Raw genomic sequence first — 23094 nt, forward strand, 5'->3', positions numbered from 1 at the left:
TCTGATAAGTCTTCCTACTACGGTTACAGTTTTGGAAACAGAGTGTGTTATTCGTCACTAGTCATTAGGTCATTCGCTGAGTTACAAATGACCAAAGACGGATAACCAATGACATTCATTTAAAACTGTCGCAAAAACCGCAGATCGCTACTGTAAAAGCGACGAATATCGTCGATTTGGTGGAGTACCATTGCCAGCCGTTCCACACCCATACCAGCGGCAAAACCGGTGTATACCTCTGGGTCGTATCCTACAGCTTTCAACACGTTCGGATCGATCGCGCCGCAGCCCATAACTTCCAACCAACGTCCTTTCCATTGCACGTCTACTTCAGCTGACGGTTCGGTGAAGGGGAAATAACTAGCACGGAAGCGGATCGGCACGTCACCAAACATTTCTTGTAAAAATATTTGGATCGTACCTTTGAGGTCGGTGAAAGTTATACCTTCATCTACCGCAAAAAATTCTATCTGATGGAAAACTGCGGCATGGGTAGCATCTACAGTATCTCGCCGATAGCAGCGACCTGGAACCACAATTCGCACGGGCGGCTCGTTGTCTTCCATATAATGAATTTGCCCGTTTGATGTATGAGTCCGCAGCAAATTTCCGTCGGGGAGATATAATGTATCCTGCATATCCCGTGCTGGATGGTCGGGTAAGAAATTGAGTGCCTCGAAGTTGTAGTAATCCGATTCGATTTCCGGTCCCGTCGCTACGGTGTAACCCAGACCGACAAAAATATCAATAATTCTGTCAGTAGTACTATTGAGGGGATGGGCGTGACCGAGGGGACGAAAAACCCCAGGCATAGTCACATCTATAGTTTCAGATTCTAATTTCGCCTGGAGTCGGGCTGCTTGAAGCTTTGTACGTCGGTCGTCTAAATTTGCTTGTACCGCTTCTTTAACGGTGTTGGCGATCGAGCCAAATTGCGGGCGTTCTTCAGCTGAGAGCTGACCCATTTGCCGCATAATTGCAGACAACTGACCTTTTTTGCCCAAGTATGCTACTCTGAGTTCCTCCAATCGCTCCAGGCAATCGGCAGCAGCGATCGCGGTTTGCGCTTCCTGTCGTAGCGTTTCTAGTTGAGTGACTAAGTTACTAGGCTGGTCGGTCATGCTCTTTTAGCTGCTAACAATAATAAAATGTCTAACTGCGTCTATCCTATCAGTGTAAAGCAGTTATCAGTGATTAGTGACTAGTGGCTAGTGACTAGAAAAGAGTCCAGCCACCAACCACCAGCCACCAGCCACCAGCCACCAGCCACTAGCCACTAGCCACCAACCACCAGCCAGCCACCAACCACCAACCACCAGCCACTAGCCACCAGCCACCAGCCACCAGCCACCAACCACCAGCCACCAGCCACTCCCTACTCTCCCAATGAAACTACTGATCAGCAATGACGATGGCATTTACGCTCTTGGTGTCCGCACCCTTGCCAATACTTTAGCTGAGGCGGGACACGATGTATTTGTCGTCTGCCCCGATCGCGAGCGATCGGCGACTGGACACGGTTTGACCCTGCATCAGCCGATCCGCGCCGAACCGATCGAATCGATTTTTCATCCCAAAATTAAAGCTTGGGCGTGTTCTGGCACTCCTTCTGACTGCGTGAAGTTGGCTTTGTGGGCTTTACTTGACACCCCCCCCGATCTGGTTCTGTCTGGCATCAATCAAGGGGCGAATCTAGGTACTGATATTTTGTATTCCGGTACGGTTTCTGCCGCAATGGAAGGAATCATTGAGCGCATCCCTAGTATTGCTTTTAGCCTTACTAGTTTTACCCATCAAGATTTTCAAGTCGCAGCTAACTTTGCTCGGTCTTTGGTTGCGCAGTTGGAACGGGAACCGCTACCACAATTGATTTTACTCAACGTTAACGTTCCTCCCGTGCCACAAGCAGAGATTACTGGAGTCACGTTCACTCGTCAGGGCATACGACGATATGTAGATGTCTTTGAAAAACGAGTCGATCCCCGTGGTAAAACTTATTACTGGCTGGCAGGGGAACTATTAGAAGAAGTGGAACCAGAACCAGATCTGCATTTGCCTCAAAATATTCCTACCGACGTGGATGCGATTCGCCAAAATTACATTACCGTCACGCCGTTGCAATATAACCTGACTTGTGCATCGGGTTTACAACAATTAAGTCAACGGCAAATAAATTTTCCATCTGGGTGCGATCGGTAAGTCACGAGCGATTTACGGCAAGCAAATCATTTGTGCCAAAGTGTAGTTTGTGTCAAAATGTAAAGCGTGTGGATAACTGAATCTACTACTAACGCTCTAACTCCAACTGCTGTTGCCCTGGGAAATTTTGACGGTTTGCATCGCGGGCATCAGCAAGTGATTCAGCCTGTCGTGAAGAATTCGGAATTCGGAAGTCAGAATTCGGAATTAACGGCTTTCCATTCAACAGTGGTGACGTTTAACCCTCACCCGCAGGAGTTTTTTAGCGGACAGTCTCGCCAACTGCTGACACCACTACCAGAAAAAGTCCAGCAGTTATCTAGTTGGGGGATCGAGCAGTTGGTGTTGCTACCCTTCAACCGAGAGCTAGCAGCGTTAAGTCCTGAAGATTTTGTCGAACAGATATTAGTACAACAACTGCAAGCGAAAACGATTAGTATCGGACAAGATTTTCGCTTTGGCAAGCAGCGGAGCGGTACGGCAACAGATTTACAGGCGATCGCGGCTCGATTTGGTATTCCCGTGGCGATTTTGCCAAACTACAACTGTGAAGGCGAGAGGATTAGCAGTTCTGCGATTCGACAAGCATTAACTGAAGGCAATGTCAAACGCGCCGAGTTGTTATTAGCTCGTCCTTATACTCTTCAAGGTAAGGTCGTCAAAGGACAGCAGTTAGGAAGAACCATTGGCTTTCCCACAGCTAACATTGAATTACCCGAAAATAAGTTTTTACCCCGCCTTGGTGTTTATGCCGCCAGGGTTTTAATAGAAGGTGAGAGACATGATGGACAAGGAAGACAAGGAAGACAAGGGGGAATATCAAACGATGAATTTACCTCTTGCCTTTTACCTCTAGCGTCTGGAGTGATGAATCTTGGCTATCGTCCTACTGTTAACGGAATTGGGCTAACGGTAGAAGTACATTTGTTTGATTGGTCGGGCGATCTTTATGGTAAAGCGATCGCCGTTCAATTAGAGGAATTTATCCGAGCGGAAAAAAAGTTCGCTTCCCTGGATGAACTGAAAGCACAAATTGCAGCTGATTCCGCCAAGGCAAGAAATTTGCTATCACCAAATACCACACATGAAAAAGTAAATTGATTTATGGATGCGCTGTGTATTGTTGCTTAAGCTAGAAACCGGGAAAACAACCAAGGAGCGATCGCAACCCAGATGAGGACTAAGAGCCAAATTCGTCCTGCCAAAATGTTGTAGTCGCTCAGCAGCTTGCTCCATGAATGTCCAGCAACGAAGTGACCAAAAGTAAATTCAAAGATAACAGTAAGTCCCAGCCAGAGCAATCCAACGGCGATCGCCTGCTTGGGTGAATCAAAGCCCCACAGATGTGCGATCGCCCATATGTAAAGACCTAACCACAAGACACCAGTAGCAGTTGAAATTTGATGGGCGCGTAACTCACTGAAATATTTCCCGTATGTCACCTCCCGAATGAAACCGTTGATAATGCCAAGAAATACCATAGGAATCCATGCCAGAATGTAGCGCCAAATCATGGCTTATTCCTCAAATGTGGCTTACTTCCATTGTAGAACTGAAGGATGGCGCTACATTACTTCACGCACCACGCACCACTCTCTACTGATAACTGGTCACTGTAAAAGCCTGTGGTACAATGAAAAATCGCGGCATTTTATGACTAAAGAGTAAATCATGGCACTGACACAACAGCGCAAGCAAGAGCTTATTTCCGAATATCAAGTTCACGATACCGACACGGGATCGACTGAAGTGCAAATAGCAATGCTAACAGAGCGGATTAGCCGTCTCAGCGAGCATCTACGCAGCAATCAGAAAGACCACTCTTCGCGACGGGGTTTGTTAAAATTAATCGGACAGCGCAAGCGGCTGTTAAGCTTCTTGCAAAGCGAAGACAAACAAAAATATCAGAATTTATTAGCTCGTCTCGGTATCCGAGGTTAGAAGGGGTTGGAAACTATGGCAGCTGAAGAACCGCAAAAGCAAAGCGATCGCCTCCCGTTTGAACCTGCTAGGAAGCGCCAAAAACCCCCCAAGGTACAAGCCTCTGCGACTCAAGAAACCAAAGCACAACCGAACCGCAAGTTAACGAAGCGGGAAAAGGAAGAAATTGCTATTCCTAAAGTTGTTAGCAGTCGGATGGCACGGCGGATGGCGGCGTTTGCTGGGATACCAACATTTTTCGGGGTATCTACATTTTTTGTCAGCTACATAGTTGTGAGCAACGGCTGGTTGAGATTGCCTCCCATAGCCGTGTTGATGGTAAGCATGGGATGTTTTGGCTTAGGCGTGTTAGGAATTACCTACGGTATTCTCTCTGCTTCTTGGGATGAAGATAGAATCGGAGGCATCTGGGGCGGACAAGAGTTCCAGACTAACTGGGGGCGTATGGTAGAAGCTTGGCGAGCAAATCGGCAAAAGAATGTTTAACTAAAATGTCAGCCACCAACTTTTAGTACTTAACCTAACTTGAACGAGGCGAGTGGGTGAAAAGGAGACGAACAGGGCTTTTGCATGGCGATCGCACCACCTTTAACTTTTCATCCCTTCGTTATATAAAAATTTCATCTAAGTATTTATTTAGCGAGCAGCGAGTCGTGAGTGGTTAGTGACTGGTGGTTAGTTGTTAGACTCAACTCTTGTCACCAGCCACGCTTTCACTAGCCACTGATAACTGATAACTGAATAAGGAATTTGGCATGATTATTGTGATGAAAGTTGGTTCGCCACAAGAAGAGATCGATCGCATTAGTGAAGAAATGTGCGGTCGAGGGCTGACGCCTGAAAAAATTGTGGGGAAACATAAAGTTGTGATCGGATTAGTAGGGGAAACAGCCGCCCTCGATCCGTTGCAAATGCAAGAAATTAGTCCTTGGATCGAACAAGTTTTGCGAGTAGAACAACCATTCAAACGTGCGAGTTTAGAATTTCGTCACGGACAACCTACAGACGTAGCGATCGAAACGCCCGACGGAGCAGTTCACATCGGTCAAAATCATCCAGTGGTGACAATTGCTGGTCCCTGCTCGGTTGAAAATGAAGAGATGATCGTGGCTACGGCGCAGTATGTCAAAGCGTCAGGAGCTAAACTGTTGCGCGGTGGAGCGTACAAACCTCGGACATCTCCTTATGCTTTCCAAGGACATGGTGAAAGTGCTTTAGGCTTGCTGGCTGCTGCACGGGAGGCTACGGGCTTGGGCATCATTACTGAAGTGATGGACGCGGAAGATTTGGACAAGATTGTAGAAGTCGCCGATGTCGTCCAAGTTGGGGCGCGGAACATGCAAAATTTCTCGCTGTTGAAAAAAGTGGGAGCGCAACCCAAACCAGTTTTCTTAAAACGAGGGATGTCAGCCACAATTGAAGAATGGTTGATGGCAGCTGAATATATCATGGCTGCGGGGAATCCTAACGTGATTTTGTGCGAACGGGGTATTCGTACCTTCGATCGCCAGTATGCGCGAAATACCCTAGATTTATCGGTTATTCCCGTATTGCGATCGCTGACTCACCTACCAATCGCGATCGATCCCAGCCACGGCACGGGAAGGGCAGAATACGTACCATCAATGGCAATGGCGGCGATCGCGGCGGGTGCAGATTCGCTGATGATAGAAGTCCATCCAAACCCTGCTAAAGCCCTATCTGATGGACCTCAATCCCTCACACCGCAAAGATTCGATCGCCTCATGCAAGAACTCAGCGTTATTGGCAGAGCAGTAGGGCGCTGGCAGCCGCCAGTTGTTGCTTTGACATAACTTAGGGCTGGCAACGCCCATCCCCAAAATTCGTCAGGGCGCACATCTGTGCGCCCCTACCGCAGATAAATTTAACGTCTAGCGTCTTCTACTACCGAAAGAACTCCGGCTGCGGCTACCACTACCGAAAGAACCCCGGCTGCGACTACCACTACCAAAACTACCAGAAGATGGTCTTCTGTATGTGGAGTTACGATTGCCCGATGGGCGCAGAATGTTAGTACCGTAACCCGATCCAGTGGGACGGTTAGTCGTGCGTGCGGGTGTGCGTACCGTGCTGCCTGAAGGAGTTCTAATTCTACCAGTAGTACGGAAGGTTTGTCTGTTTCTAACTGCTGCTGGGGCTGCGTTGTAACGGGTGCGATAGCTGCTTACGGCGCGATCGTAAGTATTGCCATAACCGCCATAGCCTCTGAGAACGCTTACCCCTGGTTGATAGACGGGTGGAACGTAGTACTGAGGTCTAAATAGCAAGCTACCGATCGCCTGACCAGCAATATTACCCGCTAAGGCTCCGGCAAATGGTGTCCAGAAACTCGTTTCTCGGCGGACAACTACGGTTTCTTGCTGTCCTGTTTGCGGATTCGTCTGCGTCTCCGTTACGTTATGGACGTACTGAATCCGAAAATCTTCAGTTAGATATAAAGCTGGCTGTCCGTTTTCTACTTTCAAATAACTCTTTTGACCTGCTTTAATTTGTTCGTCGGTCAGCCGTGCCATTTGTAAGTTTTGAGTATTGTAAACCGGGGGCGTGCCAGGAGGGGTATTGAGTAAGACTAAACTATATGTCCCATCAACATCATTATATTCAGCCTGCTGTACGGGATACTCACCATCGGCGAGCTGGCTAGAAACGCTTTCTCGCGTGGCTACATTTCTAGTAGCTTGGGGATTATTCGCTTCATTTGGTCCTCCACAAGCTACAGTTGTCCAGCATAAAGTTAAGGTTAAAAACAAGATTGTGAATTTACGCAACATGGAGCAATCCACTTAAATTGAGCTTTCATCATAACTCTAGCAAGTTCAGATGCAAGGGAATTCCTCCGTTAGCTAGGAACTTTTTGCCCCTTGAAGCATCGCACCTATCTCTTTTTACTCAAGTAGAGTAGGCTAAAAACTGTAGTGGATAATACTTTCACGCACTGGCAATCGCCTTTCTAGCCATAAGTTACAACCTACTCAATCAAGCCATGTTCTAGGGCAAACCGAACTAATTCAGTACGGCTATTTGTACCAGTTTTGCTAAAAAGGCGGCTGACGTATTTCTCTACGTTACGGACGCTCGTTTGCAGGCGGCGAGCGATTTCTTTGTTCATCAATCCTTCTGTCACCAAATTCAAGACGCTTTGTTCTCGCGGGGTTAGATCGATTTTTATTGGGGCGGGAGTCGTATTAATTGCACTACGCTGAGTTAGCATTGCCTTAATTTGAGCGATTTGATTGGCTAATTCAGCGATGTCGGGGGCTTCACCTTCTGCTAAGGGTTGACTGACGGGGCGACGGTCTAATAAGTTTTCAACAATTGCCACCAACTCATCGGGATCGAAAGGCTTGGGAATATAAGCATCTACACCAGAGTTGTAGCCCTGAATGCGATCGGTTGTCATCCCTTTAGCAGTCAAAAATACCACTGGTAGGCGTTTGAAGCGGGGATCTTCGCGCATTTGCTTCAGAAATTGATAGCCGTCTACCTGGGGCATCATGATATCTGAAATCACCAAGTCAGGAGTATTTTGCTGCAATAAATCCCAACCTTCGCGGGCATTACTTGCAACCTGCACGGCGAAACCGCTTTCTTCTAAGTAGTCCTTGACGGCTTCCCGCAGTCCAGGTTCATCATCGACTAGTAAAAGACGTGGTGACATTCCAATTCTTGCATTTGATATTTAGTACCACTTTAGCGGATTTTAGACTGCTCCCTCATCTGTTCTCTAGCCCTCAGTTTCTGCTAAATATCGCTCTAAGTCTTCGCTGATGCGAGTGAGTTCGGCTTCGCTAGTTATGCGAATGTTACTATCCTTGATGGTTAGCAGAACTTTTGCCGCAAAAGGACTCGCCCAAATATTAGGATTACAAAATACTTCGAGAAAAACTTCTCCCATGTGGCGATATTCCATCGGAGGTTGAGGAGTGGCTTTGCCAATTGGTGTAGATTTGACTGCAACTGCTTTGAGACGATCCATCAACTGAGCGATCGCAGCCTGTAATTCCCGTGCTGCCGTTGGCGAAAAGCTGAAGGAAACCGAGCCTTCAACTAAATTTAAGGTTAATTGTGTAGGAGTCACGATCGGGTAATTAAAATTTGATTCTATCAGTTAACAGTTATCAGTTATCCGTGGATAGCGGCTAGTGGCTGGTGGCTAGATACTTCTGACTTGCAACTTGCGACTGCAAAGGAGCAACTTACGACTTGATAGCTGCTCCGCAATTCTTTCGTCCTTCCTTCGTCTCTCGGCAGCTATTTTGATTTATCCCTGATAAGAGCCTTTTTCAAAACAATGCGAAAAGATATAAAATTAATTGCTAATCTTATTCATTAAGTATGCAGTTTACCAATTTTTTTATTGTCTCAATTCTATATAAAAACCACAAATTAAAAGATTATTTCCTATAATTCAATTGTTTGTGACTCCGAATTTGGTATTTAAAATTCAGAATTTTTATATATGATTTTAGACAATCGTTCTGTAGTTCGTAAGGTTTTACTGATAACTTTATTGCTCAACTTATTTGTGATGGCGTTGAAAGCCACAATAGGTTGGTGGACGGGTTCGCTCAGTTTATTAGCCGATGCCTTGCATAGCATCACGGATAGCGCCAATAACGTTTTGGGATTAATTACCAGCCGCTTTTCTTCTCCCCGACCAGATCGAGATCATCCCTACGGGCATCAAAAATTTGAAGCTGTAGGAGCTTTAGGTATAGCTGCCTTTTTGGGCATTGCTTGCTTTGAAATTTTACAAGGAGCGATCGAGCGAATTTTTAGTGGGCTTCAACCAGTAAAAATTACTGAATCAGAGTTGTGGTTGCTACTAATTGTCCTGGGCGTGAATATTTTCGTGACCTTTTACGAACGTCGCGAGGGTCAAAGGGTAGGCAGTCCGATTTTGATTGCCGATGCTAAACACACTATGAGCGATGTCTGGGTGACGATTACCGTGTTAGTAGGATTGATTGGTATTTGGCAGGGACGAGTTTTAAATCTGCCTCAACTCCAATGGTTAGACATAATTTTGGCGTTTCCCGTTGCCTTATTAGTGTTTTGGAGTGGTTGGCAGGTGATTAAAGAAAATTTACCTTGGTTGGTCGATGAAATCGCGATCGCCCCCGAAGCAATCCACGCGATCGCCATGTCCGTACCTGGGGTGGTTAACTGTCACGATATCGCCTCCCGTGGTTTACTAGGGCGACAAGTCTTTATTGAAATGCATTTAATTGTCGATGCTGTTGATGTGGATACTGCCCACCGGATTACTGAAGCCGTAGAAGCCAAACTGGAAGAGAAATTTAGCCCCGTGCGGGTTTTAATTCACGTTGAGCCACCTGGATACAAGTCAAACAGTATTAGCTTTGATGAGGAAAGGGAGCAGGGAGCAGGGAGCAGTGACTAGCCACTAGCCACCAGCCACTAGCCACTCACAAAAATTGAATTTAATTCACAATTTTGAAAAGCTCTACTTATTAAAGCGGTGCGATCGCTGTTAAATTTAGCCTTACAATCCGAGCTAAACAATAATCTTTTTCAATAAGACAGACTGATTATTGTAATAGTATGTAAAACTGGACTTTACCATAAGAGAATTTAAACCATATGATTCAATTTATGGAATAACAACGTATCGTAGGTTAAAAACAGGTGATTTGAGCTAATAAGTAAAACTAGACAATAGCAGTCTTTTATTATCTAGTAATTTTGTATACTCTTGTGTCAATTATGACCAAAAACAACAACTACTTAAGAGCAAATAACATGAAATGGTATGGGAAACGATAACCGTGGAGCAGTACGGAAGGTATTGCTCGTTACCTTACTGCTGAATTTGAGCGTGACAATACTCAAAGCAATCCTGGCTTGGTGGACTGGCTCTCTCAGCTTGTTCTCGGATGCTTTACATAGCGTGACAGATAGTAGTAACAACATTTTGGGGCTAGTTGCCAATAACCTATCTTCACCAGAACCGGATCGCGATCATCCTTACGGACATCAAAAATTTGAAGCGATAGGAGCTTTGGGAATCGCGGGTTTTATTAGCATTGCAGGTTTTGAAATTTTACAAACAGCTATAGAGCGAATGCTTAAAGGTGCAGAGTTAGTTAAGGTTTCTGCACCAGAATTGTGGTTGTTGCTGATCGTATTGGGCGTGAATATTTTTCTTGCCTATTACGAGGATGGTGAAGGACAACGATTGGGCAGTCCGATTTTGATTGCTGATGCCAAACATACGATGAGCGATGGGTGGATTACGCTCACGGTATTGACGGGGTTAATTGGTGTTTGGCAGGGACAGGAATCGGGTATCCCTCTACTACCGTGGCTTGATGTAATTTTGGCTTTTCCCGTCGCTTTTTTAGTATTTAGCAGTAGCTGGGAAGTTCTGAAAGAAAATTTACCTTGGTTAGTCGATGAAATCGCGATCGCGCCTGAAGAAATTCACGCGATCGCCATGTCCGTACCAGGAGTCATCAACTGTCACGATATCGCCTCCCGTGGCGTAGTCGGTCGGCAAGTTTTTATTGAAATGCATTTAGTCATCTACTCTTCTGACATCGAAACCGCCCACTACATAGCCGAAGAAGTAGAAGCACGGTTACGAGACCGATACGGTTCGGTCAGAGTCGCTATCCGCGTCGAACCGCACAATTGCCAATCCGACCAAATTAGCTACGAGTCAGCAACAGAGTGATTTGTAGTTCCTCCCAACTCTTGTACGGGCGGGTTTAGCCAACGATTCACCGCTGGCGAGCCGAAATTTGCCCTCAAAACCCACCCCTACGACAACTGACAACCGCTCACTCCCAAGTAGCCACAGGACGTAGGATCTCAGGAATTTTTTCTTGAGTCGGGGGAAATTCGAGGATGGTTTCTCGCAAACCGAGATAACCCGATTCACTGAAGGATAGTAGCATTCGCGTCAGAGCAAACCAAACTTCTGATTCATATTCCCAATCGCGATCGCGTACCGATCTACCAGCAATGGAACGCAGCGCCCAAAAATAGCTGTTACGAACCACAGAACCACCTTTTTTATAAGTCGGTACGTCCTCGCGGTGAAGAAACAGAATTGTATCCTCAATTTTTGCTCTCATAGTACAAAGTAGGGTGGGCATTGCCCACCCTACATTTATGGTTTATTCAAAAACATTCTAGCTAGCAGAAGACAACATCAACTCTTTCGCTTCTACTTTACTGACTTGGACTTGACCGTCAGCATCAACATCAACTAAAGCTGTGTCGCCATCGTTAATGCGACCGGATAACATAGCTTCAGCTAAAGAATCTTCCAACAGCCGCATCATTGCTCTGCGTAACGGTCTAGCACCGTAGCTGGGATTGTAGCCTTCATCGACAACTTTATCTTTAAAACGCTCTGTCACTTTCAAGGTAATAGAACGCTCGGTCAAGCGGTTAGAGATCTCTTGAAGCATGATGTCAGCAATTTGCTTGACTTCATTCTTGTTGAGTTGACGGAAGACGATGACCTCATCAAGGCGGTTGAGAAACTCAGGACGGAAATGTTGCTTGAGTTCTTCTTGGACTAAGTTGCGAACGCGATCGTATTGTGCGTCAGCGCGATCGCCACCCAATTCAAATCCAATCCCACCGCCACCTTTTTCAATGACTCTCGAACCAATATTAGAGGTGAGAATAATCAGCGTGTTTTTAAAGTCTACCGTGCGTCCCTTGGCATCGGTCAAACGACCGTCATCCATGATTTGCAACAGCATGTTAAACACGTCGGGGTGTGCTTTCTCGATCTCGTCGAATAGCAACACGGTGTATGGTTTGCGCCGTACGGCTTCCGTTAGCTGTCCGCCTTCGTCATAGCCAACGTAGCCAGGAGGCGAACCAATTAACTTAGAAACAGTATGCCGTTCCATGAATTCCGACATATCCAAGCGAATCATCGCTTCTTCAGAGCCGAAGAAGTATGCAGCAAGGGATTTTGCCAACTCTGTCTTACCTACACCAGTAGGACCAGAAAAGATAAAACTAGCGATCGGACGGTCGGGATTCTTCAATCCAACTCGCGCCCTGCGGATAGCTTTAGAAACAGCTGTAACAGCTTCTTCTTGTCCGATTAGACGCTGGTGCAGAGTATCTTCTAAGTGCAACAGCAACTCTGATTCGGATTCCGTCAGCTTGCTGACTGGTACGCCCGTCCAAGAAGCGACAATTTGAGCAATGTCTTCTTCGTCTACTACAGGAACGCTAGCGTTTTCGATTTCTTGCTTTCTATTGTCAGCGATCGCCTTTAACTGTTGCTCGATTTCCAACTCGCGATCGCGTAATTTACCAGCATTGTCAAAATCTTGTGCCGAGACTGCGGCTTCTTTCTCTTTCGTGACCTGCACCAATTCTTGCTTGAGTGCTTGGGTTTCGGGAGACTGCTTCGAGTTGCGGAAGCGGACGCGAGAACCTGCTTCATCGATCAAATCGATCGCCTTATCGGGTAAGAAGCGATCGCTAATGTAGCGATCGGACAGTTGAGCAGCAGCAGCCAAAGCTAGATCTGACATTTTAACTTTGTGGTGTTGCTCGTAGCGATCGCGCAATCCAAACAAAATCTCGATTGTCTCGACAACACTAGGTTCATCTACCATCACTGGCTGAAAACGCCTTTCTAGTGCTGCATCCCGTTCGATGTGCTTGCGGTACTCATCTAGGGTAGTAGCTCCCATGCACTGTAATTCGCCTCTAGCTAAGGCAGGTTTGAGCATATTTGCCGCATCGATTCCGCCTTCGACACCACCTACGCCAATTAAAGTATGGATTTCGTCGATAAATAGGATAACACTGCTATTCGATCGCACTTCATCCAAAACAGATTTGATCCGCTCTTCAAAGTCACCGCGATAGCGAGTTCCGGCAACTAACGAACCCATGTCAAGACTGTATAGCTGCTTGTCTATGAGAGTATCAGGCACGTCATTATTAGCAATCCGCTGCGCCAAACCTTCGGCGATCGCGGTTTTACCAACACCAGGTTCGCCAATCAATACGGGGTTATTCTTCGTGCGCCGACCTAAAATTTGCACGGCTCGTTGAACTTCTTTTTCACGACCGACGACAGGATCTAGCTTACCTTCCGCCGCTAGCTTCGTTAAATTCGTCCCAAACTCATCCAACGTCGAAGTTTTGCTGGGGGCTGTGCCAAAACCCTTGCGTCCTTGTCTACCAGCACTAGCAACAGTTGCAACTTCACCCAACTTGCGAATCGTGTTACCACGGGCTTCGTCTAGATCGACCCCCAAGTTTTGCAAGACTTTTCCAGCGACACCTTCTCCCTCTTGGAGCAAACCTAACAACACGTGTTCTGGACCGATGTAATTATGCCCCAAAGTGCGTGCTTCTGTGAAAGCTTGCTCGAATACGCGCTTGACTTTTGGTGTAAAGGGAATTTCAGCCATCGCTGGACGATTTCCTCTACCGATAATTTTTTCCACTTCGGCGCGGGCTGCTTGAAGGGTGACTCCCAGCTCGGTTAATACTTTCGCTGCAATTCCCGTGCCTTCTCCAATCAAGCCTAATAAAATTTGCTCGGTTCCTACCAAATTGTGACCCAGGCGACGTGCTTCTTCCTGGGCAAGCATAACTGCTTTAATTGCTTTATCAGTGAAATGCTCAAACATAACGGGCTTTCCTCTACCGAGCTGTTTGAAAAGGTGAAGAGGTTTTCACTTTCACCCTCTCTACATAAACTTTTATGTAGTTTCTTCCGTTAATGTATCCTTCCCAAGTACAACTCTGCATTGGTAATAGCCGTAATGCCAAAGGCGTAGTAGCCACCCTGATGAGGAGCGAGGAGTGAGGAGTGAGAGGAAGGAGGAGACTAGGGGGACAAGGGGGAACTCGCTCTTCCCCGCGACCGGAGGGAGTGGGGATTAGGGGGCAAAGGGAGACTAGGGGGACAAGGAAGCAGGTGTGCAAAGAATCCCGCATCTACGCAGCCAAAATTCCCTTACTCCTCGCTCCTCACTCCTCGCCCCTTATTTCTAACAAAGAGGTATTTTCACCATAAAGATCGTGCCGACTCCGACTTCGCTTTTCATGTGAATTTGACCGCCGTGGGCATCGACAGATTTTTTGACAATAGCAAGTCCCAATCCCGTACCGGAGATATTACCGACGTTGCTAGCTCTGTGGAAGGAATGGAAGAGTCGATCGCGATCGCCCATCGGAATGCCGATGCCTTCGTCTTGAATTCGGAAGATTGCTGCTCCTTCCCTTGAAATAATGTCGAAATAAATACTTCCACCATTAGGTGAATACTTAATTGCATTAGAGAGTAAATTTCCTAGTACCTGTCGCAAAAGCTTTTCATCCATACCAGCATTGATACTATCTCCCTGCGTGCGCAGAAGAATTTTATGAGCAGTGGTTGTGATTTGCATCCCTTCAACCAGTTCGCGGCAAAATTCGATCAGATCTATGGGTGATGGATTGAATTCCAGCTTACCTGCGTCTGCTTTGCCAATTAAGAGGACATCATCCAGCAAACCAGTCATGTGTTTGACAGCGGTAATGATGCGTTGAAAATGATGGCGTTTTTTCTCCTCTGTCCACTTGGAACTGTAATCTTCTAATAACTCTGCTGAAGATAAAATTGTCGTTAATGGCGTGCGGAATTCGTGGGATGCCATCGTGACGAAGCGAGATTTGAGTTCGTTCAGTTCTTTTTCTCTTGCTAGAGCTTGTCTGATTTCTGCTTCTGCTCCTTTTCGCTCGGTGATGTCGCGCACGATCGCCATCACTTCGTCTTCTTCGCTTAAAGCAATGCGGGCTTCGTAATCTCGCGGTTGTTCTGCAATTGTCAATCTATATTCATAGACTTGGATTTCACCTGTAGCGATCGCTTGCTCGACACATTCTACTAATGGTCGAGCGATCTCTGGCACAAATAGGTCAGAGAGTTTTTTGCCAACTGGCTCGGTGTGAGAAGCAATCAGCCAATCATCCTTTGCTGCTTTGTAGTTGAGGAGAGTGCCATCTTGACTGAGACGAAACATGGAGTCGGGAATTGCATTTAGCAGGGCGCGATTGGTAGCGACGCTGGAACGCAAAGCCTCTTCTACCCTCTGGCGTTCGGTAATTTCTCTGCGTAGTTGCTCGTTGGCTAATCTTAATTCTGCCGTGCGCTGTTCTACTCTCAGCTCTAATTCGTCGTATGCTTGTTGTAATAAAGTTTCTACCCGCTTGCGCTCTGTAATATCTCGGATAATAGCTAGTACTTCGCGATCGCCGCTAACAACGATGCGTGCTTCTTCCACGCGAATTTTATCGTTAACCTGTAGTTGGTACTCAAAAAGCTGGGGTTTACCTGTCTCTAAAGCAGCATGGACGTAGCGCATTCTTTGTTCGGCGACTTCCATTGGTAACACGTCGTACTCGTTCTTACCAATCATTTGACTGCTGGTGGCAGAAAACTCACTGTCTTTAGCTGGTATGTAGTCCAGATACGTTCCATCCGCACCGATCCGCAAGATTAAGTCGGGGATTGCCTTGAGCAAAGCCCGGTTTTTAGTTTCGCTTTCTCGCAGTGCTAGCTCGGTGTGCTTGCGCGCGGTAATATCGACGATATAGCTTCTGACCAGCTCATTTTCAGGTAAGTAGTGGACGGATTGCTCGAAAATTTTGTCAAGAACTTCTATTTCACGAACAAAAAACGTTTCGCGATCGTCTTGCACTCTTTCTACAATTCCAGCCATAATTGGATGCTGGAGTTTCACTTCCCGCAGATCGGGAAATTGAGCCACCGCTGCGGGGTTAATGTAAGTAATATCGCCCGTGAGATCGAATTCTAGTATCGGATTTGATATTAATTCAGGAAATGAAGCCAAGCGAACGAGTACTGACTCTTTAGAATTAGCAAACTCGATATTTTCAATAATTTGCGTAGGTGGGCTGTGATGAGAGCTAGAATTTAGTCCACTAGAATCAGATTCGCGATCGCTATTGCAGTAGTAAGTGGCACTTACATCTCCAGCAAATTCAATTTCATCGCCGTGTTTGAGGTCGTGCGAGAAACAAGATTTTTTATTGATGCGAATGCCATTCGTGCTGGGCTTGCCTTGTAAATTACCGTCAATGATGCGAAAAAAATGGTTGGCAGTACCAGGAGTTGTGACGCGCAACAAGATCGCGTGCTGGCGAGAGACAAGCTTAGACTGCAATACAATCGAGTTAGAAGAGTCACGCCCCAGAGTGCAGGTGGCAGCCTCCAAAACGACTACGCGCTTACCTGCGTTATCTTCGATCTCCAGCCAATGCTGAGTTTGCTGTGGTTCTTTCTCTGGCACTGTTTTAAGGCAGCATATCTATAAATTGTTATTCATAGTCTGCCCATTTTTAGCGAGAAAAATGCAAACTTAGCGATATAGGGATAGGGTGTAAGAGAAGAACAAGCGCAGATTTCTGGTTGTTGTGAGACTTGGGGCTAAGCCCGCCCGTACACCAAGCGTAGGAGCGGGTATTGAATGCCGATTTCTGGTGACGGTTTTGAGACTTGGGGCTAAACCCGCCCCTACGATTCCTGATAACTATTATCGTTTCGTAGGAGGTTCTTCACCCTCTACATACATTGGTGGTTCGATCGCGAAGTTATCAAGCCTTCCAGACTCATCAACAACATAACCATCTGTGGTCGTAAAGCCCTCGCCCTCTTCCTCTTCCTGTTGCTTAAAGGCTTCGAGTTGTTGTTTGCTCTGTTCGGTTGGAGTATTAGCTGGAATCACCGCATCAGGTGCATTAACCGCTGTAGTTTGAGCGGTTTGTACGCCAATGTGGTCGTTTCCTGGCGCACCTCTCCCAGGTTCGGCTGCTCTTGGGTCTTCTTGTTGTGTCGGACTCACAGCAGCTTCGGGTTCCCGCGAGTCTTCTTTTGGTGGTCTGGCTGGATCGTTAATCATATTTTTTACCCTCCAAATTGTCGCTGCGATCGCGGTAGATGCGTTACATGTAACGTCTCTACTATTGTTCGCGTTTTTATGAAGATATCTGAATTTGCTTTGGCTTTGTCTCTTTCGCGAGAATTAAAGTGCCAAAGCACAGGGTAGAGATTACGTTGTAGAGACGTTACATGTAGAGAGATTACATGTAACCTCTCTACATTTAAGGCAAAATTTTCTCTAGCCACTCGGTAAAACTGGGAATCGTCCAGTGGCGGAAATCGCCTTCGACTTTGTCGTAGCCTGTAATTGGAGCAAAGACGTTGTTAGGTGCATCTTCTGACTTCACTTCCTTAGTACGTTGTCCTTGAAAACCTACCAGTACCAGAAGAGTATCTACTAGAGATGGTGATAGCCGTTGCAGCAGATCTAGGACTCTACCTACATCTCCTACAATGTAGTCACGGGTGGGATGTTCGGCAGCGTAGAGGATGGCATCGGCAACCAGGCTCGGCTGGTAGTAAGGAGGTATACCCGTGGGTTTTACTCCCAGTTTGGTTTTGACTTTGTTGTAGTAGGGAGTATTGATCACAGCAGGTAGGATACTGGTGACGCTGATAGGGATGTTTTCGTGTTGTAATTCGACGCGCAGAGATTCGAGAAAGCCTTCTAAGCCGTGCTTAGCTGACGAATAAGGACTTTGCAAAGGGAGCGATCGCCTGCCTTCCACTGAGGAAATGTGAATCAGCGCCCCTCGTCCTTCTTGCTTCAAATATGGTAGAGCTGCCATTGCGCCATACACTTGTCCCATCAATACAACGTCAATGACACGTTTGAATTCTTCTGGCGTAATTTGTTCAAACGGGGCAAGAATACCTGTAGCAGCCGCATGAACCCAAGTATCGAGTCTGCCGTAGGTTGCTACTGCTTTATCTGCGATCGCTTTGACTTGTTGAAAGTCGCTAACATCCGCCAGAATATAAGTCGCCTCCCCTTTTGCCGCTTCGATTTCTTCTACTAAGGAGAGCAACCCTGGTTCGCTACGGGCTGCCACGATAACTTTTGCACCTTTTGCAGCAAACTTTAATGCTGTTTCTCTTCCAATTCCACTAGATGCACCAACAATTGCCACAACTTGTTGCGCGATCGGCTTGAGTTTTGTCACTGTGTCTCCTTTATATGACTCGTTTTTCCGCTCAAATCCATCGAAGCTAGGAAAAATATCGAGTTTAAATTATTAATCTTGAACTTTTATTAATTAATGTAATTAAGTTCGAGAAGTGAGACATCAGCCGAAAGATTGGTTGCGATCGACCGTTATTCAAACTCTTGAGAATGCATTAACTTTCTGACATCACTCTAAGGGAGTAAATATCGTATTTTATATTTAATAAATCTATTTAAAGAACGACTTCCAACTTTTTATTTAACCTTCTGCTCTAATGAGAACTCTGTCATTTTCGCATTAAATAATTTTGCTTTGTTTATCGTTTTGTATTTTACTATTTTCAAGCAGCACGTAATAGTGTAGTTGCGCTATTGATATTGCATAAGATCCCGCTCAAAATTTACTTTATTTTAATAAAAATTTTCGTTTGGATGCCCAGATGGGGCATTGTTTTTTCTCAATAAAAAAAGTTTACTGAAACTATCTAATAATTACTGATTTCTTACTCGATACATGTGCAGATGTTCAAGTATTTTCGCAGTAAGAAATAGTAATTCATGAATTACTAAATGAGGAAGCGATTGTGAGGAAATATCTCAGTAAATTGATGCTGGCTCTGACAATTTTACCATTAATTAGTCAGCCAGTTTTCGCCCACGTTATCTGGGTAATCAAGGGCGAAAAGCAAGGAGAATATGAAGTTTTATACGGTCATCCAGAGGAGGATAAACCAGAAGCATACGATTCAATCAAATTTCAAGAAGCTACAGCTTACAATAGTTATGGATTTCCTCAACCTTTAGAAGTTAGAAGAAAATATGAAGGCGTAACCCTAGTTTCCCCAGGAGATATTGCTGTCATTACTGCCGTCAATAACAATGGTTACTTCATTGTTTCTAATGACGATGAATACACAAATGTTTTCCGACCAGATGCTTTAGCAGCTAACAACGAAGCGACTGAAGTTACTCACACATACAAATACACCAAATCTTTTTTCCAGCCTACGGGTTTAGCCACCCAACCATTTGGAATGAAAATGGAAATTGTACCTTTACAAGATCCGTTTGATGTTGGTGCAGGTGGCTCGTTGCGCGTGCAAGTCTTGTTTGAAGGCAAACCCGTAACAGATGTAACTGTAGAATATGAAGGGAAAGAAGTACCGGTAAACGATCGCGGTATTGCTACAATTACTCTGACACAGAAAGACATACAAATTGTGGAAGCAGAGTATAGAGTTCCTTCTACCGACGATCCAGCTACCGATGAAATTGCTTACGCTGCCTCGCTAGCAATTCAGAAGAAATAAATAGAGTGGTGGGCAATGCCCACCCTACGCTTGAACTTTACTTCTAAAATCTTGTGCGATCGCAAGTTATTTATACAAATACAATATTTCTCATTTCTATAGTATAAAACAGTAAATAGAGGGTTATTGGTTGTCAGTTAATGATTATTAGTCATCGATAACTGATAACTGATAACTGATAACTGATAAATGTTCTATGCGAGCAATGATACTAGAGGCACAGGGTAAACTGCTACGAGTAGCAGAACTACCAATACCACAGCCTAATTCGCAACAAGTACTGATTCGGGTTCGGGCTTGCGGTGTCTGTCGCACTGACTTGCATATCGTTGATGGAGAATTAACCCAACCCAAACTTCCCCTCATACTGGGACATCAAATTGTTGGTACCGTTGCTGCTGTAGGGGAACAGGTGCAACAATTTCAAATAGGTAATCGCGTCGGCGTTCCGTGGCTAGGGCATACTTGCAACTGCTGTCGTTATTGCCTGAGTGGACGCGAAAACTTATGCGACTACGCCCAGTTTACGGGATATCAAATCGATGGTGGTTATGCCGAATATGCTGTAGCCGATGCCCAATTCTGCTTTCCCATTCCTGAAGGCTATCCCGACTTGCAAGCTGCACCGCTGTTGTGTGCCGGGCTCATCGGTTATCGCTCCTATAGAATGGCAGAGGACGCAGAAAAAATTGGTTTTTATGGTTTTGGTGCAGCCGCCCATATTTTGATTCAACTCGCTCGCTACCAAGGGCGAGAAGTGTATGCTTTTACTCGTGCGGGAGACGTAAAAGGGCAGGAATTTGCTCTAAATTTAGGTGCTGTCTGGGCTGGATGTTCAGAAGATTTACCACCAGTCCCTTTAGATGCAGCAATTATTTTTGCCCCGATTGGTTCTTTGGTTCCGACTGCTTTACGTGCGGTGGTTAAGGGGGGTGTGGTTGTCTGTGCGGGAATTCACATGAGTAATATTCCTGCCTTTCCTTACGAAATTTTATGGGAAGAAAGAGTATTGCGATCGGTTGCTAATTTGACGCGCCGTGATGGGGAAGAATTTCTAGCTTTAGCGCCACAAGTTCCGATTCGTACTGAAGTCCAGCCTTTTCCCTTAGTGCAAGCAAATGAAGCCTTAGATGCGCTGCGTAGCGGCAAAATTAACGGAGCTGCTGTAATTGTAGTGGAATAACAGTTTTGACGGCAAACACACCCAACCGATTACGGTTCACCCTATAACCACCAAGCCTTGAGTTCACTACATTAGACACAGTGAAAGCATACAGCAGCTATGTTAGGGGTTGAACAGTGGCAAACGGCATGACAAGCTACAAGCGCAAGCGACAAGCTCGATCGCAAACCAACCGTCCTTACACTTGTTCGGCAAACCACCCTTCATCAAGTAGCTACCCACAATCAGTATATAGATCAGTACAAAAAGACAAAAACATTGTATTGAAGCTGGAGCGCTGCTAGTTCAACTTTTAGCTGTAGTGTATTCAATCGTTTTTAGTAGTTAGTGTTAGGGAGCCAGAACCTCCGATGGCAAAAGTAGTTGGAATTGACTTAGGTACGACAAACTCTTGCGTGGCAGTGATGGAAGGTGGTAAGCCTACTGTAATTGCCAACGCTGAGGGATTTCGCACAACGCCTTCTGTAGTAGCTTATGCCAAGAATGGCGATCGCTTGGTCGGTCAAATCGCCAAGCGTCAAGCGGTGATGAACCCAGAGAATACTTTTTACTCTGTCAAGCGTTTCATCGGACGCAAACATGAGGAAGTCACCCACGAAACCACTGAAGTATCCTACAAAGTCTTGCGGGATAGCAGTGGTAATGTCAAACTCGATTGTCCTGCGGCTGGTAAGCAGTTTGCTCCAGAAGAAATTTCCGCTCAAGTCCTGCGCAAGCTGGTAGAAGATGCTAGCAAGTATCTCGGCGAAACGGTGACTCAAGCGGTTATCACCGTACCTGCTTACTTCAACGACTCTCAGCGTCAAGCTACCAAAGACGCTGGTAAAATTGCTGGGATCGAAGTACTGCGGATTATCAACGAGCCTACTGCTGCTTCGCTTGCCTACGGATTTGACAAAAAGAGCAACGAAACTATCCTCGTATTTGACTTAGGTGGTGGTACGTTTGACGTATCGATTCTAGAAGTAGGCGATGGCGTATTTGAAGTACTAGCCACTTCTGGAGACACGCACTTGGGTGGTGACGACTTCGACAAGAAAATCGTTGACTACCTAGCTGAAGAATTTAGAAGATCTGAAGGCATCGACCTGCGTAAAGACAGACAAGCACTACAACGCTTAACCGAAGCCGCAGAAAAAGCCAAGATCGAGCTATCTAGCGTCACTCAAGCAGAAATCAACCTGCCATTTATCACCGCAACCCAGGATGGTCCAAAACACCTGGATATGACGCTCACCCGTGCTAAGTTTGAAGAACTCTGTTCTGACCTGATCGATCGCTGTCGCGTTCCTGTAGAAAATGCGATGCGCGATGCCAAGCTAGACAAGAGTGCTATCAATGAAGTTGTCTTAGTTGGTGGTTCTACCCGTATTCCTGCCGTACAAGAAGTTGTCAAGCGGGTTTTGGGTAGAGATCCTAACCAAAGCGTCAACCCTGATGAAGTGGTAGCAGTTGGTGCAGCGATCCAAGCTGGCGTACTAGCAGGCGACGTTACAGGCATTCTGTTGCTCGACGTATCGCCGCTGTCGCTGGGTGTAGAAACCCTTGGTGGTGTAATGACAAGGATTATTCCTCGCAACACCACGATTCCTACCAAGAAATCAGAAGTCTTCTCCACCGCTGTAGACGGTCAAACGAATGTAGAAATTCACGTTCTACAAGGCGAACGGGAGATGTCCAGCGATAACAAGAGCTTGGGAACCTTCCGCTTAGATGGCATTCCTCCCGCACCCCGTGGCGTACCCCAAATCGAAGTAACTTTCGATATCGACGCTAACGGTATCCTCAACGTGACTGCAAAGGATAAGGGTAGCGGCAAGGAGCAGTCAATCAGCATCACTGGCGCTTCTACTCTCGATAAGAATGAAGTCGAGCGCATGGTGACAGAAGCTGAAAGAAACGCTTCGACAGATAAAGAACGCCGCGAGAAAGTCGATCGCAAGAACCAAGCTGACTCTCTGTCATACCAAGCCGAGAAGCAGTTGAAAGACTTGGGTGATAAAGTCCCAGCGAGCGATCGCACTAAGGTTGAAGGTTTAATCAAAGACCTGCGGGAAGCCGTCAGCAAAGAAGATGACGAAGCGATCCAACGGGTAATGCCAGAACTACAACAAACACTCTACGCGATCGGTACTAACCTCTATCAACAAGCTGGTGGTGCTGCGCCTGGTGGAGCCGATCCTGGTGCTGGCGACGGTGGTTCTACCTCCGCACCTGGTGGCGACGACGTAATCGACGCTGACTTCACTGAAAGCAAGTAAACAAGTCAAAAGTTAAAAGTCAAAAGTCAAAATAATCGATCGTCCCCATACTAGTATCGAGCTAGGTGGGGATTTTTTCTATTTTGGTAATTGGTAATTGGTAATTGGTAATT

Annotated in this window: 21 protein-coding genes; 11 read left to right on the forward strand and 10 right to left on the reverse strand. The window is 46.0% G+C overall.

What is annotated here, in order from left to right; genetic code table 11:
* Positions 1-119: 119 nt before the first annotated feature.
* Positions 120-1121 carry a phenylalanine--tRNA ligase subunit alpha gene (gene pheS / locus M5J74_RS10835; RefSeq protein ID WP_015154119.1) on the reverse strand — a complete coding sequence of 334 codons (1002 nt, stop codon included), beginning with the start codon at positions 1119-1121 and terminating at the stop codon, positions 120-122.
* Positions 1122-1386: 265 nt separating this feature from the next.
* Here pheS and surE point away from each other — a divergent pair, with 265 nt between their 5' ends.
* Positions 1387-2199, forward strand: a complete 813-nt coding sequence (gene surE, locus M5J74_RS10840; RefSeq protein WP_015154120.1) for a 5'/3'-nucleotidase SurE — start codon at positions 1387-1389, stop codon at positions 2197-2199.
* Positions 2200-2265: 66 nt separating this feature from the next.
* On the forward strand, positions 2266-3300 hold the full coding sequence (locus tag M5J74_RS10845; protein WP_250016600.1) for a bifunctional riboflavin kinase/FAD synthetase: 1035 nt from the start codon (positions 2266-2268) through the stop codon (positions 3298-3300).
* 26 nt (positions 3301-3326) lie between these two features.
* Here M5J74_RS10845 and M5J74_RS10850 read toward each other — a convergent pair whose 3' ends face one another.
* Complete coding sequence (locus tag M5J74_RS10850; RefSeq protein WP_250016602.1) at positions 3327-3713, reverse strand: hypothetical protein; 387 nt, start codon at positions 3711-3713, stop codon at positions 3327-3329.
* Between the two features lie 157 nt (positions 3714-3870).
* Between M5J74_RS10850 and rpsO the strand changes: the two genes are divergently transcribed.
* The 3 genes from rpsO (at position 3871) to aroF (ending at position 5954) form a co-directional block, all read left to right on the forward strand.
* Positions 3871-4140 (forward strand): 30S ribosomal protein S15, encoded by a 270-nt coding sequence (rpsO, locus tag M5J74_RS10855; protein ID WP_015154123.1) that lies wholly within the window; start codon positions 3871-3873, stop codon positions 4138-4140.
* Positions 4141-4155: 15 nt separating this feature from the next.
* Positions 4156-4626, forward strand: coding sequence for a PAM68 family protein (locus tag M5J74_RS10860; protein WP_015154124.1), 471 nt, complete (start codon positions 4156-4158; stop codon positions 4624-4626).
* A 269-nt stretch (positions 4627-4895) separates the two neighbouring features.
* Entirely contained in the window at positions 4896-5954 is a 1059-nt protein-coding gene (gene aroF, locus M5J74_RS10865; RefSeq protein ID WP_015154125.1) for a 3-deoxy-7-phosphoheptulonate synthase, read from the forward strand.
* Between the two features lie 78 nt (positions 5955-6032).
* Here aroF and M5J74_RS10870 read toward each other — a convergent pair whose 3' ends face one another.
* From M5J74_RS10870 to M5J74_RS10880, 3 genes are all read right to left on the reverse strand, one after another.
* Positions 6033-6932: a hypothetical protein gene (locus tag M5J74_RS10870; protein ID WP_015154126.1), complete on the reverse strand. Its 900-nt coding sequence runs from the start codon at positions 6930-6932 to the stop codon at positions 6033-6035.
* Positions 6933-7129: 197 nt separating this feature from the next.
* Positions 7130-7819, reverse strand: coding sequence for a response regulator transcription factor (locus M5J74_RS10875; protein ID WP_015154127.1), 690 nt, complete (start codon positions 7817-7819; stop codon positions 7130-7132).
* A gap of 66 nt (positions 7820-7885) precedes the next feature.
* The gene (locus M5J74_RS10880) at positions 7886-8239 is read right to left on the reverse strand and encodes a hypothetical protein (RefSeq protein WP_127023049.1); all 354 of its coding nucleotides are present in this window, start codon (positions 8237-8239) and stop codon (positions 7886-7888) included.
* A 381-nt stretch (positions 8240-8620) separates the two neighbouring features.
* Between M5J74_RS10880 and M5J74_RS10885 the strand changes: the two genes are divergently transcribed.
* Positions 8621-9565 carry a cation diffusion facilitator family transporter gene (locus M5J74_RS10885; protein ID WP_106216033.1) on the forward strand — a complete coding sequence of 315 codons (945 nt, stop codon included), beginning with the start codon at positions 8621-8623 and terminating at the stop codon, positions 9563-9565.
* Positions 9566-9934: 369 nt separating this feature from the next.
* Entirely contained in the window at positions 9935-10858 is a 924-nt protein-coding gene (locus M5J74_RS10890; RefSeq protein WP_106216032.1) for a cation diffusion facilitator family transporter, read from the forward strand.
* A gap of 106 nt (positions 10859-10964) precedes the next feature.
* Here the strand turns inward: M5J74_RS10890 and M5J74_RS10895 are convergent, their stop codons facing one another.
* Complete coding sequence (locus M5J74_RS10895) at positions 10965-11261, reverse strand: hypothetical protein (protein WP_106170271.1); 297 nt, start codon at positions 11259-11261, stop codon at positions 10965-10967.
* Positions 11262-11318: 57 nt separating this feature from the next.
* The gene (locus M5J74_RS10900; protein WP_106170267.1) at positions 11319-13805 is read right to left on the reverse strand and encodes an ATP-dependent Clp protease ATP-binding subunit; all 2487 of its coding nucleotides are present in this window, start codon (positions 13803-13805) and stop codon (positions 11319-11321) included.
* Positions 13806-13987: 182 nt separating this feature from the next.
* Between M5J74_RS10900 and M5J74_RS10905 the strand changes: the two genes are divergently transcribed.
* On the forward strand, positions 13988-14194 hold the full coding sequence (locus M5J74_RS10905; protein ID WP_181824304.1) for a hypothetical protein: 207 nt from the start codon (positions 13988-13990) through the stop codon (positions 14192-14194).
* Here M5J74_RS10905 and M5J74_RS10910 read toward each other — a convergent pair.
* The 3 genes from M5J74_RS10910 to M5J74_RS10920 all read right to left on the reverse strand — a co-directional run bounded on the left by M5J74_RS10910 (position 14169) and on the right by M5J74_RS10920 (position 18225).
* Complete coding sequence (locus M5J74_RS10910) at positions 14169-16472, reverse strand: ATP-binding protein (protein WP_015154133.1); 2304 nt, start codon at positions 16470-16472, stop codon at positions 14169-14171. The two genes, M5J74_RS10905 and M5J74_RS10910, sit on opposite strands and share 26 nt — an antisense overlap.
* Before the next feature lie 243 nt (positions 16473-16715).
* A complete protein-coding gene (locus tag M5J74_RS10915) occupies positions 16716-17081 on the reverse strand; it encodes a hypothetical protein (protein ID WP_106545124.1) in 366 nt (121 codons plus the stop codon).
* 202 nt (positions 17082-17283) lie between these two features.
* Positions 17284-18225 carry an SDR family oxidoreductase gene (locus M5J74_RS10920; RefSeq protein ID WP_127025240.1) on the reverse strand — a complete coding sequence of 314 codons (942 nt, stop codon included), beginning with the start codon at positions 18223-18225 and terminating at the stop codon, positions 17284-17286.
* A gap of 586 nt (positions 18226-18811) precedes the next feature.
* Here M5J74_RS10920 and M5J74_RS10925 point away from each other — a divergent pair.
* From M5J74_RS10925 to dnaK, 3 genes are all read left to right on the forward strand, one after another.
* Complete coding sequence (locus tag M5J74_RS10925; RefSeq protein ID WP_250016604.1) at positions 18812-19537, forward strand: DUF4198 domain-containing protein; 726 nt, start codon at positions 18812-18814, stop codon at positions 19535-19537.
* Between the two features lie 196 nt (positions 19538-19733).
* The gene (locus tag M5J74_RS10930; RefSeq protein WP_250016605.1) at positions 19734-20720 is read left to right on the forward strand and encodes a zinc-dependent alcohol dehydrogenase family protein; all 987 of its coding nucleotides are present in this window, start codon (positions 19734-19736) and stop codon (positions 20718-20720) included.
* 350 nt (positions 20721-21070) lie between these two features.
* Positions 21071-22981 (forward strand): molecular chaperone DnaK, encoded by a 1911-nt coding sequence (dnaK, locus tag M5J74_RS10935; protein ID WP_106216028.1) that lies wholly within the window; start codon positions 21071-21073, stop codon positions 22979-22981.
* The last annotated feature ends 113 nt before the right edge of the window (positions 22982-23094 follow it).

The sequence above is a fragment of the Chroococcidiopsis sp. CCNUC1 genome, assembly GCF_023546805.1.
Taxonomy (GTDB): domain Bacteria; phylum Cyanobacteriota; class Cyanobacteriia; order Cyanobacteriales; family Chroococcidiopsidaceae; genus Chroococcidiopsis; species Chroococcidiopsis thermalis.